The organism is Halobaculum sp. MBLA0143 (genome assembly GCF_041361465.1).
Lineage (GTDB): Archaea > Halobacteriota > Halobacteria > Halobacteriales > Haloferacaceae > JAHENP01.
Genome location: NZ_JBGKAC010000001.1, coordinates 2,469,978 through 2,487,104, shown reverse-complemented (window position 1 = coordinate 2,487,104; position 17,127 = coordinate 2,469,978). Strand labels below are relative to the sequence as shown.

At 67.3% G+C, this 17,127-nt stretch carries 18 protein-coding genes, 1 tRNA gene and 2 pseudogenes; 12 read left to right on the top strand and 9 right to left on the bottom strand.

Annotated features, from left to right (window positions below; translation table 11 throughout):
• Window positions 1-83: 83 nt before the first annotated feature.
• Window positions 84-740 (top strand): annotated as a pseudogene (locus tag RYH79_RS12945) (DUF5615 family PIN-like protein); the annotation flags it as partial.
• 94 nt (window positions 741-834) lie between these two features.
• Here the strand turns inward: RYH79_RS12945 and RYH79_RS12940 are convergent.
• Window positions 835-905 (bottom strand) — tRNA-Gly (locus tag RYH79_RS12940).
• Window positions 906-1,023: 118 nt separating this feature from the next.
• Between RYH79_RS12940 and RYH79_RS12935 the strand changes: the two genes are divergently transcribed.
• On the top strand, window positions 1,024-1,740 hold the full coding sequence (locus RYH79_RS12935) for a DICT sensory domain-containing protein (protein ID WP_370899773.1): 717 nt from the start codon (window positions 1,024-1,026) through the stop codon (window positions 1,738-1,740).
• Window positions 1,741-1,765: 25 nt separating this feature from the next.
• Here RYH79_RS12935 and RYH79_RS12930 read toward each other — a convergent pair whose 3' ends face one another.
• Entirely contained in the window at window positions 1,766-2,053 is a 288-nt protein-coding gene (locus RYH79_RS12930; RefSeq protein WP_370899771.1) for an acylphosphatase, read from the bottom strand.
• Window positions 2,054-2,149: 96 nt separating this feature from the next.
• Between RYH79_RS12930 and pyrB the strand changes: the two genes are divergently transcribed.
• The 4 genes and pseudogenes from pyrB to RYH79_RS12910 all read left to right on the top strand — a co-directional run bounded on the left by pyrB (window position 2,150) and on the right by RYH79_RS12910 (window position 5,900).
• Window positions 2,150-3,073 carry an aspartate carbamoyltransferase gene (gene pyrB / locus RYH79_RS12925; RefSeq protein WP_370899769.1) on the top strand — a complete coding sequence of 308 codons (924 nt, stop codon included), beginning with the start codon at window positions 2,150-2,152 and terminating at the stop codon, window positions 3,071-3,073.
• Window positions 3,070-3,534 (top strand): aspartate carbamoyltransferase regulatory subunit, encoded by a 465-nt coding sequence (gene pyrI, locus RYH79_RS12920; RefSeq protein ID WP_370899767.1) that lies wholly within the window; start codon window positions 3,070-3,072, stop codon window positions 3,532-3,534. The genes pyrB and pyrI overlap by 4 nt, the downstream gene beginning before the upstream one ends.
• A 227-nt stretch (window positions 3,535-3,761) precedes the next feature.
• Window positions 3,762-4,649 (top strand): annotated as a pseudogene (locus RYH79_RS12915) (hypothetical protein); the annotation flags it as partial.
• A 243-nt stretch (window positions 4,650-4,892) separates the two neighbouring features.
• Window positions 4,893-5,900 carry an NADP-dependent oxidoreductase gene (locus RYH79_RS12910; protein WP_370899765.1) on the top strand — a complete coding sequence of 336 codons (1,008 nt, stop codon included), beginning with the start codon at window positions 4,893-4,895 and terminating at the stop codon, window positions 5,898-5,900.
• 37 nt (window positions 5,901-5,937) lie between these two features.
• Here the strand turns inward: RYH79_RS12910 and RYH79_RS12905 are convergent, their stop codons facing one another.
• Entirely contained in the window at window positions 5,938-6,498 is a 561-nt protein-coding gene (locus RYH79_RS12905; protein WP_370899763.1) for a hypothetical protein, read from the bottom strand.
• A gap of 90 nt (window positions 6,499-6,588) precedes the next feature.
• On the opposite strand from RYH79_RS12905, the gene RYH79_RS12900 reads away from it, so the two are divergent.
• Window positions 6,589-7,380 carry a hypothetical protein gene (locus tag RYH79_RS12900; protein WP_370899761.1) on the top strand — a complete coding sequence of 264 codons (792 nt, stop codon included), beginning with the start codon at window positions 6,589-6,591 and terminating at the stop codon, window positions 7,378-7,380.
• A gap of 93 nt (window positions 7,381-7,473) precedes the next feature.
• Window positions 7,474-8,286: a TrmB family transcriptional regulator gene (locus RYH79_RS12895; RefSeq protein ID WP_370899759.1), complete on the top strand. Its 813-nt coding sequence runs from the start codon at window positions 7,474-7,476 to the stop codon at window positions 8,284-8,286.
• Here the strand turns inward: RYH79_RS12895 and RYH79_RS12890 are convergent, their stop codons facing one another.
• A complete protein-coding gene (locus tag RYH79_RS12890; protein ID WP_370899757.1) occupies window positions 8,287-8,493 on the bottom strand; it encodes a hypothetical protein in 207 nt (68 codons plus the stop codon).
• Between the two features lie 118 nt (window positions 8,494-8,611).
• On the opposite strand from RYH79_RS12890, the gene RYH79_RS12885 reads away from it, so the two are divergent.
• Window positions 8,612-9,055, top strand: coding sequence for a hypothetical protein (locus tag RYH79_RS12885; RefSeq protein WP_370899755.1), 444 nt, complete (start codon window positions 8,612-8,614; stop codon window positions 9,053-9,055).
• A 12-nt stretch (window positions 9,056-9,067) separates the two neighbouring features.
• Here the strand turns inward: RYH79_RS12885 and mptA are convergent, their stop codons facing one another.
• The 5 genes from mptA to RYH79_RS12860 all read right to left on the bottom strand — a co-directional run bounded on the left by mptA (window position 9,068) and on the right by RYH79_RS12860 (window position 12,809).
• A complete protein-coding gene (gene mptA / locus RYH79_RS12880; RefSeq protein ID WP_370899753.1) occupies window positions 9,068-10,054 on the bottom strand; it encodes a GTP cyclohydrolase MptA in 987 nt (328 codons plus the stop codon).
• A 59-nt stretch (window positions 10,055-10,113) separates the two neighbouring features.
• Window positions 10,114-10,653, bottom strand: a complete 540-nt coding sequence (locus RYH79_RS12875; protein ID WP_370899751.1) for an SRPBCC family protein — start codon at window positions 10,651-10,653, stop codon at window positions 10,114-10,116.
• A 57-nt stretch (window positions 10,654-10,710) separates the two neighbouring features.
• Window positions 10,711-11,271: a hypothetical protein gene (locus tag RYH79_RS12870; protein WP_370899749.1), complete on the bottom strand. Its 561-nt coding sequence runs from the start codon at window positions 11,269-11,271 to the stop codon at window positions 10,711-10,713.
• Window positions 11,272-11,333: 62 nt separating this feature from the next.
• Window positions 11,334-12,065, bottom strand: a complete 732-nt coding sequence (locus tag RYH79_RS12865; RefSeq protein WP_370899748.1) for an SDR family NAD(P)-dependent oxidoreductase — start codon at window positions 12,063-12,065, stop codon at window positions 11,334-11,336.
• A 60-nt stretch (window positions 12,066-12,125) separates the two neighbouring features.
• Window positions 12,126-12,809 carry a pentapeptide repeat-containing protein gene (locus tag RYH79_RS12860; protein WP_370899746.1) on the bottom strand — a complete coding sequence of 228 codons (684 nt, stop codon included), beginning with the start codon at window positions 12,807-12,809 and terminating at the stop codon, window positions 12,126-12,128.
• Window positions 12,810-12,899: 90 nt separating this feature from the next.
• Between RYH79_RS12860 and RYH79_RS12855 the strand changes: the two genes are divergently transcribed.
• The 3 genes from RYH79_RS12855 (at window position 12,900) to RYH79_RS12845 (ending at window position 17,119) form a co-directional block, all read left to right on the top strand.
• Window positions 12,900-14,252: an isochorismate synthase gene (locus tag RYH79_RS12855; RefSeq protein ID WP_370899744.1), complete on the top strand. Its 1,353-nt coding sequence runs from the start codon at window positions 12,900-12,902 to the stop codon at window positions 14,250-14,252.
• 70 nt (window positions 14,253-14,322) lie between these two features.
• Complete coding sequence (locus RYH79_RS12850) at window positions 14,323-15,480, top strand: M24 family metallopeptidase (protein ID WP_370899742.1); 1,158 nt, start codon at window positions 14,323-14,325, stop codon at window positions 15,478-15,480.
• A gap of 286 nt (window positions 15,481-15,766) precedes the next feature.
• Complete coding sequence (locus tag RYH79_RS12845) at window positions 15,767-17,119, top strand: RNase J family beta-CASP ribonuclease (RefSeq protein ID WP_370899740.1); 1,353 nt, start codon at window positions 15,767-15,769, stop codon at window positions 17,117-17,119.
• Window positions 17,120-17,127: the final 8 nt, after the last annotated feature.

Sequence of the window (17,127 nt, the reverse complement as noted above, 5' to 3'; positions counted from 1 at the left end):
CGTGTAATAATTCCTCGTGACCGACCGTCGGGCGGACGTTCGATTCGCCGAACCACAACTGAGGGGTAACTAGATAGTCGTAGATGTGGGCGCGAACAGCACACCGAGTCACCGACGGCGAGCGAGTGGCGTCGACCGACCGACAGCCGCAGCGCTGCCGGAGTGATACGACTGGAGCACGAACGGACGAACGACGAGCAGCGGCGAGCCACGGACGAAAGACGACCCCACCCCACGGATCGTCCAGACGGACGACGTGCTCGGCGGCCAGCCACGGATCGAGGGCCGTCGGGTGGGCCTCCACCGCCTCTACCGTCGGCACGAGGATCACGACCGGACGGTGGAGACCTGGCCGACAGCTACGAACTCGCGGTCGCGGAGGTCCACTCGGCACTGGCGTACGCGAAAGCCGACCGCGACCAGATGGAGGCCATCGCGGACCGACTGGAGCAGACGAGACGGGGAGCAGAGCAGGTCGTCACGCCGGAGTGACGCCCGTCCCCGTCCCGACCGACGAGTGTGTCGAGCCGCAGTGGCGAACTGCACTCGAAGACGCGGGCCACGACGTGCTCCGGGTGAAGGCAGTGGACGAACTCGGAGAGGGGACAGACGACGAGGCGGTTCTGGCGTACGCGGCGAGGCACGGCCGACCGTTGCTCACAGCAGACAACGCCGACTTCACCGACCCACCTCCGACGGACCACGCTGGCGTGATCGTCGTCAGCGACCGACAGGATCCGTCGGGGGAAGCCGTCGTCACGGCCGTCCAGCGGGTTGTGTCCGTCTCCCCGGCCGGCGGGTTCGTCGCTTACGTCTCCGACTGGGCCCGAGAACTGCGCCAGCCGGGAATTGAACCCGGGCTAGTGGCTTGGGAAGCCACTGTCCTACCACTGGACCACTGGCGCTCACCCTGGAATTCCGGGTCGCGCCACTTAACCGTAGCGCTTCCCAGAGCCCCGCCGTCGCCCGTCTCCGGGTGAGACACAGCTTTAAATTCGTGTAGTGCATAGCTGGCGCGACCAGATGTCACTCCGGGAGATAATCGAGAGGGTCGAGAGCCGCGAGAAGCGGCTGACCGTGTTCGACCCTCCCTCACGGGATATCGTCAGGCAGCTCCGAGAGTACTTCGAGTCACAGACCGTCCGGATCGAGGTCGGCACGACGGACAGCCAACTGTCCGGCTACGCCGTTCTCTCGGACAGCGACGCCGAAGACGAGGTGTTGGCCGCGGTCGACCTCCGACACCTCGGTGACCCGACGGACGAACGGGAGACCTCGCCGTTCGCGCCGATCATCGAGCACCTCGACGACGCGACGTTCACGTCCTACGACCTCCAGCAGATGATGGCGGCGACACGCGAGGTCGAGGACCGCGCCTGGCGCAAAGGCGAGGGGACGCTCCACACCGGGTTCCAACGCACGGCCGCCATCCGCCAGCAGGCGGACGTGTACGCCGACCTGGCGGGGAAGAACCTCGACATTCACGCCTACAGCACCCCGGCGCCGGGGGTGCCGGAGATCGAGGGCGTCACCCTCCACCAGGAGGACAGCCAGGAGATCGCCGAGTCCTGGTTCGTCGTGTTCGACGGCGCCGGCGACCCGTTGGACGCCTGTGCGCTCCTGGCCGAGGAGCGTGGCGACACGGACGAGCGACTGTTCTACGGGTTCTGGACGTACGACCCGGAGATCGTCAACGACATTCTCGGCCACCTGAAACACCGGTACGCCGCCACGGTGTAGCCGTCACCCCCGGAGTGACTCCCGGCTACCGTCGCACCCGGAACCCGTCGGCACCGCGTGGCGTCTCGTAGTCGACTGTCACGTCTTCGACGGACGCCGCGGGACTCCCCTCCTCACAGAACGCGACGAGCGACTCGACCGTGTCGCGTGACCCCTCGAAGACGGCCTCGACGCGACCGTCGTCCAAGTTCCGTACCCAGCCGTCGACGCCGTGCTCGCGGGCGGTGTCGCGTGTCGTCGCCCGGAAGTACACCCCTTGGACCCGGCCGCTCACGAAGACGTGCGCCCGGACCCGGTCGCTGTCGTCTGGCACACCACGCCGTACGACCTCGGCGGTGAAAACTCGCGTGGCTACCCCGGCGTCCCGGTCTCGGTGGTTTCAAGAGCCAGCCACACTCCGAGGGAGACGATGCGACACGACCACCTGCTGTCGGCCGGGCAACTGGACCGTGCCGACATCGAGGGGCTGTTGGACCGGGCGGCGCGGATCGCCGCGGACCCGTCTGCAGTCCGCGACCGGCTCGCCGACAGTCTGTTGGCTCTGTGTTTCTTCGAGCCGAGCACCCGGACGAAGCTGTCGTTCGAGGCGGCGGCGAAACGCCTCGGTGGGGACGTGCTCGACATGGGCTCCGTCGACACGTCCTCGGTGACGAAGGGTGAGTCGCTCGCCGACACCGTCCGGGTGATCGAGGGGTACGCGGACGGGATCGTGCTCAGACACCCCAGCGAGGGGGCCGCGCGGCTCGCCTCGGAACACGTCTCCGTGCCGGTGCTCAACGCCGGCGACGGTGCCGGCCAACACCCGAGCCAGACCCTCCTGGACCTGTACACGATGCGGGAGGCGGCCGGGCTGGACGACCTCACGGTGGGGATCGTCGGCGACCTGAAGTACGGCCGGACGGTCCACTCGCTGGCGGCGGCGCTGACGGAGTTCGACGCTCGGATGCACTTCGTCTCCCCGCCGTCGCTCCAACTCCCACGAAGCGTCCAGTACGACCTCCACGACGCCGGCGCCAGGCTCCGGGAACACGAGCGCTTAGACGACGTGATCCCCGAACTGGACGTGTTGTACGTCACTCGGATCCAGCGCGAGCGGTTCCCGGACGAAGACGAGTACCGCGCCGTCGCCGGGGAGTACCGGGTCGACGAGACGACACTCGACGCTGCACGCGACGACCTGACGATCATGCACCCGTTGCCCCGCGTCGACGAGATCGCACCGGAGATCGACGAGACGAGCCACGCGAAGTACTTCGAGCAGGCACACAACGGTGTCCCCGTGCGGATGGCGTTGCTGGACGCTCTCCTCGGCGACGGAGGTGAGTCGGCGTGACAGACGACGACCAGAAGCTCCGGGTGTCGAAGATCCGCGACGGCACCGTCATCGACCACGTCGCGGCCGGCCAGGCGCTGAACGTGCTCTCGCTCCTGGAGATCGACGGCTCCGAGGGGCTCGGGGTCTCCGTCGTCATGAACGTCCCGTCGGACCGACTCGGCCAGAAGGACGTCGTGAAAGTCGAGGGACGGGAACTCAGCCAGTCGGAGGTGGACGTGTTGTCGTTGTTCGCGCCCGCCGCGACCGTCAACATCGTCCGCGAGTTCGACGTGGTCGAGAAGAACCGGGTCTCTCGGCCCGAGCGCGTGACCGGGGTCCTGGAGTGTCCGAATCGCAACTGCATCACGAACGCCGACGAGCCAGTCGACGCCAGCTTCGCCGTCGTCGAGGAGGGCGTCCGGTGTGAGTACTGTGACACGATCCTGCGGGAGGGGTTCGGGGAGCAGCTGTCGCGGTGAGCCCCGTCGCCCGTCGGTGTCCCGGAAACGATTTGTAGCCACCCCGCGAACGCAGAGGCATGTCCGGAAAATCGAAGCTCGTCCTCCTGTTCGGCATCATCGTACTGCTGTACGTCGTCCTCACCTCCGGTGACGACTCCGTCGAGGTCGAGGTCGACACCGAAGAGTAGCTCCCGCGGCTCGCTCTCCGTCGAACGACTTACGCCCAGCCGTGGCCAACGAGCGGTATGACCGACTACGGCGTCGTCACGCGCAACGAGGAGGAGACGGAGTGGGACGCCTTCGACCGCGCGTTCTACGAGGTGAAAGACGTGACCGGCCGTGCGGCGGAGCCGCTCGCGGACGCGGTCAACATGATCTCCTGTTTCGGCGACAACGCGGCCGTCGCAGACAGCCCGGATCTCGCGCCCGTCTCCGACGAGGGCGAGCGGGCGACCCGCGACCGGACGTACTTCGACTGGGCGTACGTCTGTCCCACCCGCGAGGACTACCGCGCCGGGGTTCTGGAGATGGTGGAGGACGCTGCCGCCGTCTCCCCGGACGTGCGGCTGGACGATGTCGGGTTCCCACGCCCGGAGTACTGCTACTGTGACCGGTGTACCGAGCAGTTCCGCGAGTGGGCGGCCACGGAGACCGAAGAGGAGTCGCCGGAGCCGGGCGGAGCGGCGTGGTACGACTGGCGAGCGTCCGTGATCACGAAGTTCGTGCGCGAGGCGACGGACCGGATCCCCGGCCGAGTGTACCTCACCCTGTACCCGGACCCGTACTCGGGTCACCTCCACGAACGGGCGGGGCTGGACCTGGAAGCGCTGTCGGAGTACGTCGACGAGTTCGTCGTCCCGTTGTACGACACCGCCTACGGGACGACCTACTGGCTGGAGACCATCGCCCGCGGGTTCGCGGACCGACTCGCACAACTGCCCGTCGACTTCTCCGTGGAGCTGTACGCCGTGAACGTCGACGTGGACGACCTGATCCACGCGACGGAGGTGGCGGAGGCGTCGGCCCGCGAGGTGTTCTTCGGCTACGACGCCAGCGTCGGCGCCGCCGCGATCCGCCGGAAGCGCGCGGACCGCCGCGAGGGGGTAGAACACGGCGACCCCGACGACTCCAGTGATCCCGACGATCCCAGCGAGCTCGGCGACTCCAGTGATCCCGACGATCCCAGCGAGCTCGGCGACTCCAGTGATCCCGACGATCCCAGCGATCCCGACGACTCCAGTGATCCCGACGATCCCAGCGATCCCGACGACTCCAGCGATCCTGGCGACTCCGTCGAGAGCCCGAACTGACGCAACTGCAGACGGGTTCCGTCTCGTTGTAGAGAACTTATCGGACCGTGTGCCCACCGTTCGAGCGTGTCACCGACCGAGACACGCCGGTTCCACCTCGAACACAGACCCGAGGGGCGACCGGATCACGACGCCTTCGAGCTCCGTACCGTCGAAGTAGAGCCCGACCCGGGCGAGGCGCTCGTCCGTACACAGTACCTCTCCGTCGACCCGTACATGCGCGACCGGATGCGTGCCGGCGAGTCGTACTCGGAGCCGTGGGACGTGGGCGACCCGCTGCGCGGCGGTGTCGTCGGCGAGGTGGTCGCCGGCGGTGCCGGCGTGGAGCCGGGCCAGACCGTCGTCGGCAACCTCCCGTGGGCGGAGTACGCCGTCGCCGCCGGCGACGATCTCACCCCGGTTGACACCGGCGGGCTGCCGACCTCGGCTGCGCTGTCCGTGCTCGGAATGCCCGGCCGGACGGCGTACTTCGGTACCCGCGAGGTGGCACAGCCCCGCGCCGGCGACACGGTCGTCGTCTCCGGCGCGGCCGGGGCCGTCGGCTCCGTCGTCGGCCAACTGGCCGCGCTCCAGGGTGCCGACGTGATCGGTGTCGCCGGCAGCCAGGAGAAGACGAACTGGCTCACCGACGACCTCGGCTTCGACGGCGCGATCGACTACGAACACGAGACCGTGCCGGAGCGGTTGGACGAACTCGCGCCCGACGGGATCGACGTCTACTTCGACAACGTCGGCGGCCCGATCACGGACGCCGTGTTCGCCCGACTGAACGTCGACGCCCGGGTCGCCGTCTGCGGCCAGATCGCACTGTACAACGACGAGGCGGTCCCGACCGGCCCCCGGAAGCTCCCGTCGTTGATCGAGAGCCGCGCGACCGTGGAGGGGTTCCTCGTCCGCGACTTCGCGCCACGGTTCCGCGAGGCGACAGAACACCTCGCGGAACTCGTCGCCGCCGGCGACCTCCAGTACCGCGAGACGATCACGGAGGGGCTGGCGAACGCCCCCGACGCCTTCCTCGGGCTGTTCGACGGCGACAACATCGGCAAGCAGTTGGTGAAGGTCGGCGAGGAGTGACAGGGCGGCGGGAACGTCGCCGCACCGCCGGCGGCGATCACTCGCCCACTTCGGTGACCTGACCGCGCCTGATCTCGACGGCGAGTTCGTCGGGCGGGCGGCTCCCGTCCGTCTCGAAGTATCTGACGACTGTGTAGAAACGCTCGTCGTCGGTCGCAGAGGTGTTCTCGATTACTCTGTACTCCAAAGTGAGCGTCCGCGGACTCTGGACACCCGGACCGGCGAGCCAGTCGACCTCGACGTGTCGATCCGTCAAGGTGAGCGTCCGTGTCCGCGGCATCACGAGCCCGAAGACGGTGACGAATCCGCTCGGCATGTCGAAGCCATCGAACGCCTCGACAAGGCTGGTGAACTCGGAACGGACGTACTCTCGTCTGAACAGCCGGTCCAGTTCCGCTCTCGTCTCTAGCACCTGTTGGTAGTACTTCGGATACCCGAGTTCGACGGCGGGAAACTCCAGGTCGAGAATAGGCTCCTCGAACGGGTAGTTCCCGTTGTGGCGTGAGTCGTACTTGGGGCTGGCGTGGTTCATCCCGAGCCACGCGGTGCCCAGTCCGCTGAGTCCCAATCCAGCCAACAGCTCTCTTCTGGTTACCATGTTGAGCGGGTTTTCTTCTGATAGCGTACTAATCTTTTGGTCGTCTAGAATCGATACAGTTGAAAATAGACAAAATAAGAGTGGAGCACTGTGTCACAGCAGAAAAATACAAACGGGAGGAGACGACTGCTGCAGACTGGCGCAGCAGCGTTCGACCTCAGTGGAACAGCAGTGCTCGGCTCGGCAGAGCGGACGTTCGACGAGATCTACGCACAGGCTCGGCGAATCCGTTCGAAGACGAGCAGTCGTGAGAAGTTCGTCGACTACCTCCGAAGACACACGACCTCGGTGAAGACTCGTTCCGAGTCACTCGGATACAGTCCCAACACTTCGTCTGACGAGGCAGGAGCGCAGCGATTCTACGCTGACGCACTCACAATTGATACAACGCTAACGTATCAACTGGACTGTAACGACGGACAGAGCTACGCCTACATCGACTACACGTTCGACCTCGACCCGTCGTCCTTTATTACGGTGGGGTCCGACAAGGAGGACCGAATCACACTGTCGTGGAATGACAGCCACTATCGAACGGAGGAAGACACGCAGTATGTCGACAACGCTCCGAACATCTCGTTCAGCTCTTTCACCCTCTCTGGTGTCGACTTCAAGTTTGACGACGAGGCTGCCTGCCTGAACGGGTGTGACATCACGGGCAATTCGGTCGGGACGAAGATGCAACTCTTGGACACCAGTCAAGAGAGGGCAGTCCAGAGCCGTTACCACCACACTTGGAACGGTCTTGAGTACAAGGGCTTCAGTGTGAAAAGCTCTGGAGCCGTCTCCTGGTCTTTCGCTCCGACAGACTACGGTGAGGTTCTCGACACGACTATTACCGAAGGCAACGAGGCAGACGAAGGCATCTGCGGTCCGATTTGATCGGAGGGCATCAGGCCAAACCAGACACCCGTCGATCAACGAACCCCGCCCGCACACGGTTCGTTTTTGTCCCTGCACAGACACCCTCGGGGTATGGCCGACCTGCGCGACGTCGGACTGTCGAAGTACGAGGCGCGGGCCTACCGGAGCCTGTTGGAGTCGGGCCCGACGACGGCCAAGGAGCTGTCGGAAGAAAGCGGGGTCCCGATGGGCCGGATCTACGACGTGCTCAATAGCTTGGAGCAACACCGGCTCGCTCGGAGCCAGGCGGCCAGTCGTCCGAAGAAGTACGTCGCCGTCGAGCCGGAGACGGCGCTGGACCGACTGTTGGAGGAGAAACGCCGGGACCTCCAACAACGGGAACGCCAGTACGAGGCGGCCGTCGAGGAGCTGGCGACGGAGTTGGAGTCGGGCGAGCCGACAGACGAGCAGTTCTGGACCGCGGCCGTCGGTCCGTCGGAGACGGCGGAGCTCCTCCTGGAACGGCTGTCGGCCGCCGAAGACCGGATCGTCGTGATCTCGTCGACCACCACCTCCGGGCTCGAACTGGGTGACATCGGGACGGCGATCACGGAGGAACTCGCGGCCGCGGCCGACCGCGGCGTGACGGTGTCCGTGTTGTTGGCCGACTCCGTCCCGCCGCAGCTGTCGCCGAAGGTGGGCCAGCGCTACGCCGACGGGCTCGCGGATCACGACCGCTTCGAGGTGCGGACCCACCCGGAGGTCCAGGGGACCGTCACCCTGATCGACGACGACGAGACCTGTCTGGAGGTGCCCAACCCCGTCGAGACGAACAGCACCTTCGCCACGATCGACCTGAAAGACAGGGAGTTCGCGGCGGACGTGCGCGAACGGTTCGAGGAACGGTGGTCGGAGGCGGAGGCGTTCTCCTTCGGACTGGGGTAGCTACTCCTGCACGAACTCTCGCTTAACGTACACCACGACGGCAAAGAGGAACGCTAACACTGCCGGGGCGAACAGAACCCAGAACGTAGCCGCCTTGTCTGTCTGGTCGGTGAACAGGGCGATACCGACCGCAGCCAACAGGAGGAACGGCATGTAGTCGAGTGTCTTCCCGAGCACGATGCTCGCCTCGTTCTTGAGCCCCGTCACGAACCGGTTCCCTCCATCTCGTGTGACCATTTGCCTCTCCAGTATAAAAAGCTACGTTTTTGACCGGAAAATAGCTATTCAGCAAAATACAAGAGTGTGAGATAATCACTAGCCGACGATGATTCGAAGCGGAATCAGGAGGTTTGATGTCTACAGAGGCTCAAGGCGAGTGCCTCGGGGTCTCCGGAAATCTCCGATTTCCGGGATGACGAGACGCCTCCGGCGTCTCGAATCACTTGACCCCGAGGCGGTTCACAGAAGTATGTGGCTCGTCTCGCTCCTGCTCGGTGGCCTGTACTACGGCTACTCCTTTCTTCGGGTGTTAGAGGTCACGCAGAAGACCGTCGCCTACCAGACGTACATCAGCTCTGCGGGATTCCCTCCAGAGATCATCATGGCAGTGGCGACGTCTGTCGGTCTCTTCTCGTACCGTGTGTTCCGCGACGCCAAGCACCGACACCAGCGGTACTACGTTCAGTACCTCGTTAGCGACTTTCTGACGCTGTACGAAGCCGAGCGGATTGAGGACGGCGACCCGACGACAGCCAACACGACCCCGTAGAACGCTGGGCGACTACTCCCCGTTCGTTCGCGGGTCACTCGCGGCGTTGCGCTGTGGGTTCTCGCCCGGGTGTTCCCCGTTCATCTCCTCGCGGAGCCGGCCCATCTGGACCTCGCGCTCGGCGTGGGCGTTGTGTTGGTGGATCGACTCGTCGTTGGACTGGCGCATGTGGACGACGGCGTCGTCGCCCAGGTGGTCGAACTCCGCGACAGTCTGCTCGGCCAGCGAGCGCACACAGTCCTCGACGAACTTCGCGTCGGCGTGTGCGTTGTACGTCATGTAGTCCTCGTCCGGACGTTTGGCGTAGTTGTAGATCCGCGCGCTCATCGAGTCCCGGGCGATGTCGATCACGTCGAACAGGTCCACCTCCGGTGAGCCGTCGTCCTCGACGGTGAGGGTGGCGTGCCCCCGCTGGGAGTGGCCCGGCTGGGGCACCTCGTCCAAGAACGCCTCGACGGTGTCGTCGTCGACACCGAGCTGGCGGAGCTGTTCGCGGGCGCGGGCCTCGGACATCCCCTGTGAGCACGGACAGACGGTCATGCCGGTGACCTCGGCGCCGATCTCCTCGCGGGTCCCCTCCTCGGTTGCGGTGGCGGAGGCGATCACGGTCGCGGTGCTCTGTGTCGGCCGTTCGCTCGCAGGGGTGTCCTCGTGGGTGACGAAGTCGGCCGTCATCTCCACTTCCGCGACGGTGGTGTAGTCGTGCTTGGCGATCAGCCGCTCCGCGGCGTCACCACACACGTCCTCGATCCGGTCGGTCTCGCCGGAGACGGCAGCCTCCAACACCTCGTCGATCACCTCCATGTTGCGGCTCATGTCGATTCCCTTCCGACCGCTCGGCAGGTCCACGAAGACGGAGAACTCGGCCATAAAGATCCACGGGCGCTCGTCCTCGCGGTCGATCTTCACGAGCTTCTCCACGTCGGTGACCCCAACCTGACTCAGACCGACGGCCACGTCCGGCCGTGTGGCCTGTACGTCGGGCAGCTGGTGACTCACAATAGGCGTACCAGGCTCTGCGAGGGATTAGTGCTTTCGAAACCCACAGTCCGCACGGCTCAGATCGCTTCGGAGTCGACCTCGACGTCCAGTGATACGTCGCGTTCGCGGCCCTCCAGGTCCGTCACGGCCCGCCGGACGACCCGCGTCGCCTCCTCTTCGACGAGCCCCGTCAGCCGGTCCAACACCCAGCTGAACGAGACGGTCAACGGGAGCGACACGGCGTCCGGGCTCGCGGAGTTCGGGTCGAACCGGACCTCCATGAACACGCGACAGGCGTGTTCCGCGTCGGGTGGTGCGTCCGACGGGAGCTCTCGCCGTTCGATCCGCCAACACCCCTCGGCGTCGATGTCCTCGGTGACGGCCCAGTCGATCCGGTTCGGCGGCGTCGTGTCGGTCACCTTCGAGTGGGCGGTGTACGACAGTTTCCACCAGGAGAACGCCAGCGAGTAGTGGCTCTCCGGGCCACCGTCGCCGGCCGTCCTCGTCACCTCGTCTAAGTACTCCGTGTACTGGTCGTACCGAGGGAACTCCAGGAGGAACTCGTACACGTCCGCCGGGGGTGCGTACACGTCGGTGGCGACGAACAGTGTGTCCACGCCCACAGTCTCCACCCCCCGCGAGCCTAAGCGTTGTGGAGCCGTCTGGGCCGACAATCAGTCCCACGACAGTTCGAACCGGAGTCGGCCCGGCTCGGGCTCCGACTGCTCGACACCGACGGTCGTCTCGCCGGAGCTGACGCGGTCGACGGCGCCGGACAGCGCGCCACAGACGAGCGACGCGGGGTACGGCATCTGCACGCAGTCGACGACGGCCTCCCCGTCGGCGACGTGCGGAACGTCGTACTCGTCTAGTTCCGACCCGTCGCCGCGGTGGGCGCGGTCGTACACGTCGTCCAACTCGAACAACACGTCCCGTGGCCTCCGCACGTCCGGCGGGAGGTCGACGAGCGCGACCGTCTGGCGGCCGGCACGCGACAGCGTCTCCGCGCCGACGGCGTCTGCGGTCTCGAACATCGCGGTCTGGAGCGGCGTCGCCGGGTACCAGTCGTCGGCCGTCGGCTGTTCGATTCCGACCGTCGCCAACTGGCGTTCGAGGCGGTCGGCGAACGTCTGGCTCGCCTCTCGGGCACCCGCGAGGTAGCCGACGACGACGAAGCCGGCCACCTCCGCGTCGTCGGAGAACCGCCGGACCGGGGGGACAGTGGGGGAGGTCACGGCTCTAGAATCCTAATTGCGCATGATAAAATGAGTGTGTCGGTATTTAGATCAGACACGAGTCACCACTCCACCGGCTGGCGGTCGCGCCAGAGCCCGCCACCGACCGTCTCCGGCCGGAGCCGCGCCAGCCAGACGGGGGTCTCGGCGCCCGCTGCGGGGCTTCGCGGGGCGTCCTCGCCGCCCATCTCCGTGGCGACCCAGCCCGGACAGGCGGCGTTGGCGAGGAGGCCGTCGGCCGCGTACTCCCCGTGGAGGTACGCCGTGAGCCCGTTGAGACCGGTCTTCGAGATGCGGTAGCTGGGTGAGCCGCCGGACTGGTCTTCTCCGATGGCGCCCATTCCCGACGAGACGTTGACGATCCGACCGCCGTCACGCTCCAGCAACGGCGGCAGCGCGTACTTCGACAGCAGCGTCGGCCCGCGGAGGTTGACCGACAGCGTCCGGTCGATCGTCGGGGTCGGTTCCTCGTGGAGCTGGTCGTCGAACTGGCCGACGCCGGCGTTGTTGACGAGCACGTCCAGCCGGCCGGCCTCCTCGCCGACGGTCGTGATCGCCGCCTCGACGTCTCCCTCCTGGGTCACGTCGAGCGGGACGGACTCACAGCCGTCGGGCACGTCGGCGGTGACGCTCCGGGCGCCGGCGTACACGGTCGCGCCGAGATCGCGCAGTTGGCCGGCGATCTCGGCGCCGATTCCACGGTTCGCGCCCGTGACGAGCGCGACCTGGCCGTCGAGACTGTCGTACAGCGCCGGGTCGGGGTCGCTCCCGGGCGTCGGTCGTGTCGGTGGCACGCCCGGGCTACGGACCGGAGTGACGACGGTCTTTCGGACTGTGACGCGACCCGACCCGGGTCACTCGTCGACGCCGGGCGGGAGCGTCGCGCCACGGGTGGTCGCGGCCGAGAGGTCGACCCCGGTGAGCGTGGCGTCCGTCAGGTCGGCGTGTGTGAGGTCGGCGTCGCCGGCCAGAAGCTCCGAGCAGTCGGCGTCCACGAACGACGCCCGAGTCGCGTCCGCCCCCGGCAGCGTCGCCGCCAGCAGGTCTGCCCCCGACAGGTCCGCCTCTCGGAGTGTCGCGTCCGCGAACACGGTGTACACGAGCCCGGCGTCGACGGCGCTCGCGCCCGTCAGGTCGGCGTCTGCGAACGACGCCTCTCTGCCGGTCGCGCCGTCGAGTCGAGCGTCCGTGAGGTCGGCACCGGCGGCGTTCACCCGGGAGAGGTCCGTCTCTCGGAGGTCCGCCCGCCGGAGGTCGGCCTCGGCGAGGTCGGCGTCCGACAGGTCGGCCCCACGGAGGTCGGCGCCGACGAGCGTCGCCCGGGAGAGGTCGGCGTCCGCGAGGAACCCGGCACAGTCGACACGGGTCAGGTCCGCCCCCGAGAGGTCGGCGCCCCGGAGGTCGGCGTCACCCAGCGTCGCGTCCGCGAGGGTGGCCTCCGAGAGGTCGGCGTCTCGTAGTGGTGCGCCGGTCAGCCGTCGGTCCCGGAGGTCGCGTCCGGACAGGTCCACGCCGGGTTCGAGTGTCTCGTCTGCCACGCACCCCCGTAGGCGCCCGAGAGGCAAGTGTCCTGTCGACTGCTCGTCGGGAAGGACAGTCTCAAGACGGACCCTCCCCAAGAACGCTCGATGAACACGCCGGAAGGCGAGTCGGCAGAGGAGTCGTCCCAGGTGGGCCGACTCGTGAGCCGTAGCCGGCCGGTGGCGGACGTGTCGTTCCCGGCGTTTCTGGCGGACAACGAGCCGCCACGGGTGCACTGGGCTTCTCCCACGGGACTGGAGCTGGCCGGCAGCGGTGCGACGGCGACGCTGACGGCGACGGGCTCGAACCGGTTCGACGACCTCCGGGCGGCCGCCCGACGGCTGTTCGACGAGTTCGACCACGAGGGTCCGGCGGTCACCCGGCCGCGGGCGGTCGGTGGGCTGTCGTTCGACGGCGACCACGAGCCGGTGCCGCCGTGGGAGGGGTTCCCCGCCGCCCGGTTCGTCCTGCCGGCCGTCCAGTTGACGCGCGGTGACGACACGACACACCTGACTGCCACCGCCTGCGGCCCGGACGCCTCGGCGACGACCGTCGAGCGCCGGTTAGACGAGGCGGAGAGGCGACTGTCGACGCTGCCGATGATGCAGTCCAGCGGTGGCCCGCCGGGCGTGGCCGCTCGGCGGTGGCTCACCGACCGCGAGAACTGGGTACGGCAGGTGCGTGACGCCACCGACCGCATCGCCGACGGCGACCTCCTGAAGGTCGTGTTGGCGACGGCGCTGTCGCTGGAGTTGGACGATCGGGTGTCCGTGCCGGCCGTGTTGGAGCGACTCCGGCGCACCTACCCGGACTGCTACCGGTTCCTGGTCCAGCCGGCCGACGGCGGCGCCTTCTTCGGTCCGCCGCCGGAGCGACTCGTCGAACGCCACGGCAGACGGGTCCGGACGGAGGCGCTCGCGGGGTCGATGCCCCGCGGGGAGACGCCCGAGGAGGACGCCGACCACGCCCGGGCCCTGTTGGACAGCGAGAAGATCAGACACGAACAGGGGCTCGTCGCCGACACGATCCACGACCAGCTGTCGGCGTACGGCGACGTGACCGTCGGCGACCGCGGGGTGCGGAAGCTGACGAATATCCAACACCTCCAAACACCGATAACGGCGACGTTGGACGGCGACACGCACGTTCTGGAGTTGGTCGAGGCGCTCCACCCGACGCCGGCCGTCGGCGGGCTCCCGTTGGCCCGTGCGCTGGCGACGATCCGGGAGACGGAGACGTTCGACCGCGGGTGGTATGCCTCCCCGGTCGGGTGGTTCGACGCCGACGGCGACGGGGAGTTCGCGGTCGGAATCCGGTCGGGGCTGGCCGACGGCACCGCGGCGACGTTGTTCGCCGGCAACGGCATCGTCGCCGACAGCGACCCGGACGACGAGTGGGCGGAGCTCCAGCCGAAGGTCCGGCCGATTCTGGACGAACTGGTGGACGACGGCGGCGAGTGACCAGACAGTCCCGTCGCCCCCGGTCACGACCGACCGAACGCCTTTGTCGCCACCGGCCGTCGCGGCGAGCGTGACACTGGACACGGCGCTGATCGGAGAGAAGGTCGAGCAGGCTCGACGGGCCGTCGCCGAGGGGGACTGTGACGCCTGGCTCGTCTTCTGTCGGGAGACGGACGAGACGGCCGAGCCGACGCTGCCGTACGTCTTGGGGTTCGACGTAGTGTGGCCGACGGCGGTCGTCGTCGGCCCGGACGAGTCGACGGTCGTCTTGGGCCGTCACGACGCTCCGAACGCCGAGCGGCTGGACGTCCACGAGGTGCGGCCGTACGACGAGTCGATGGAGACGGCGCTGCGGGAGACGCTGGCCGAGATCGGTGCGGAGACGGTCGCGGTGAACTACGACCGCGACGACAGCGCCGCAGACGGGCTGACCGTGGGGCTGTACCGCCGGCTCCAGGACCTGCTCCCCGAGCGAGAGTTCGTCTCCGCCGGCGAGGTCGTCCGCCGGGTGCGGGGGCTCAAGTCGGCGACGGAGCTCGACCGGATCCGTGCGGCCGCCGAGACGACCGTCGATCTGCTCGGGACGGCCGCGACGGCGTGGACGCCCGAGACGACGGAACGCGAGATCGTCGCCGACCTCCACGACCGACTCCGCGCCCGCGACCTCGGGACGGCTTGGGCGTGGGACTACTGCCCGACGGTCCACCTCGGGGGTGAAAGCGACGTGGGGCACACGCTGCCGGGCGACCACACGCTGGGCCAGGGGGAGCTGTTTCACGTCGACTTCGGCGTCCGACAGGACGGCTACGCGGCGGACCTCCAACGGCTGTGGGTGCGCGGCGAGCCGTCACCGGGGCTGGAGTCCGTCTTCGAGGACGTGCGGGCAGCGATCGACGCCGGCCACGAGCGGCTGGCGGCCGGCGTCCCCGGCCACGAGGTGGACGCGGCGGCCCGCGAGACGCTGATCGACCGTGGCCACCCGGCGTTCCAACACGCCTTCGGTCACCAGGTCGGCCGGGTCGCTCACGACGGCGGGACGCTGCTGGGTCCGGAGTGGGAGCGGTACGGCGACGCTCCTCGTGGCGAGGTGCGGGCGGGGGAGATCTACACGCTGGAGCTGGGCGTCGAGACGGAGTGGGGGTACGTCGGGCAAGAGGAGATGGTCCGGGTGACGGAGTCGGGACCGGAGTGGATCGTGCCGCCACAGACGGCGCTGAACCGGCTGTAGCCCACCTCGACGGCACGGACGAACGGTGAGGCGGGTGGCCGAGGGGGTGTGACCGATCGGCGACGGAACCCGCAGTATTTTGACCCTGGCCGACAGAGGTTGAGACGACACAGCCCGCGGGACACTACGGGCCGGTGTAGTGTGGCCGGTCGCGTACAGCGGGGACGGGGCCGACGCGCTGCAAGACGCCGGGGTCTCCAGTCGCCCGTGTTCCCGGGCGGTTTCAGTACGAGCAGACCCCGACGGCGGGGATTCGGACGCTCGCAACGACGCAAACGCAACCACTATGGAGATCGAAATTGCGACGATCGGCGGCTACGAAGCTGTCGGTCGACAGATGACGGCGGTCAGAGCAGGCGAAGACGTGGTCGTGTTCGACATGGGCCTCAACCTCTCACAGGTCCTGATCCACGACAACGTCGAGACCGAGAAGATGCACAGTCTGGACCTCATCGACATGGGGGCCATCCCGGACGACAGAGTGATGTCGGAGCTGGAGGGGAACGTGAAGGCCATCGTGCCGACGCACGGTCACCTCGACCACATCGGCGCCATCTCGAAGCTGGCCCACCGCTACGACGCACCCATCGTCGCCACGCCGTACACCATCGAACTGGTGAAACAACGGGTCCAGTCGGAGAACAAGTTCAACGTCGACAACGACCTGGTGAAGATGCGCGCGGGCGGCACGATGGCGCTCGGCGACTCCGAGCAGGTGGAACTGGAGTTCGTCAACGTCACCCACTCGATCATCGACGCGATCAACCCCGTCGTCCACACGCCGGAGGGGTCGATCGTCTACGGGCTGGACAAGCGGATGGACCACGACCCGGTGATCGGCGACCCGATCGACATGGAGCGGTTCCGCGAGATCGGCCGCGAGGGTGAGGGCGTCCTCTGTTACATCGAGGACTGTACGAACGCGGGGAAGAAGGGACGCACACCCAGCGAGTCCGTCGCGCGCAGCCACCTGAAGGACGTGATCCACTCGGTGGAGGACTACGACGGCGGAATCGTCGCCACGACGTTCTCCAGCCACATCGCGCGGGTGCGGAGTCTCGTGGAGTTCGCCAACGACATCGGCCGCCAGCCGGTCCTGCTGGGGCGGTCGATGGAGAAGTACAGCGGCACCGCAGAACGGCTGGACTTCGTGGAGTTCCCGGACGACCTCGGGATGTACGGCCACCGGAAGTCCGTCGACCGGACGTTCAAGCGAATCATGAAGGAGGGGAAGGAGGACTACCTCCCGATCGTCACCGGCCACCAGGGTGAGCCACGCGCGATGCTCACTCGGATGGGTCGCGGCGAGACGCCCTACGAGTTCGACAACGGGGACAAGGTGATGTTCTCGGCACGGGTGATTCCGGAGCCGACGAACGAGGGCCAGCGCTACCAGTCCGAGCGCCTCCTGAAGATGCAGGGCGCCCGGATCTACGACGACATCCACGTCTCCGGCCACCTCCGCGAGGAGGGCCACTACGAGATGTTGAACGCGCTGCAGCCGCGCCACGTCGTCCCGGCCCACCAGAGCATGGAAGGATTCGCACCGTACGTCGATCTCGCCAGCAACGAGGGGTACACCCTGGGGCGAGACCTGCACGTGACGCGAAACGGTAATATGATCACGCTGGTCGAGTGACCACGAGA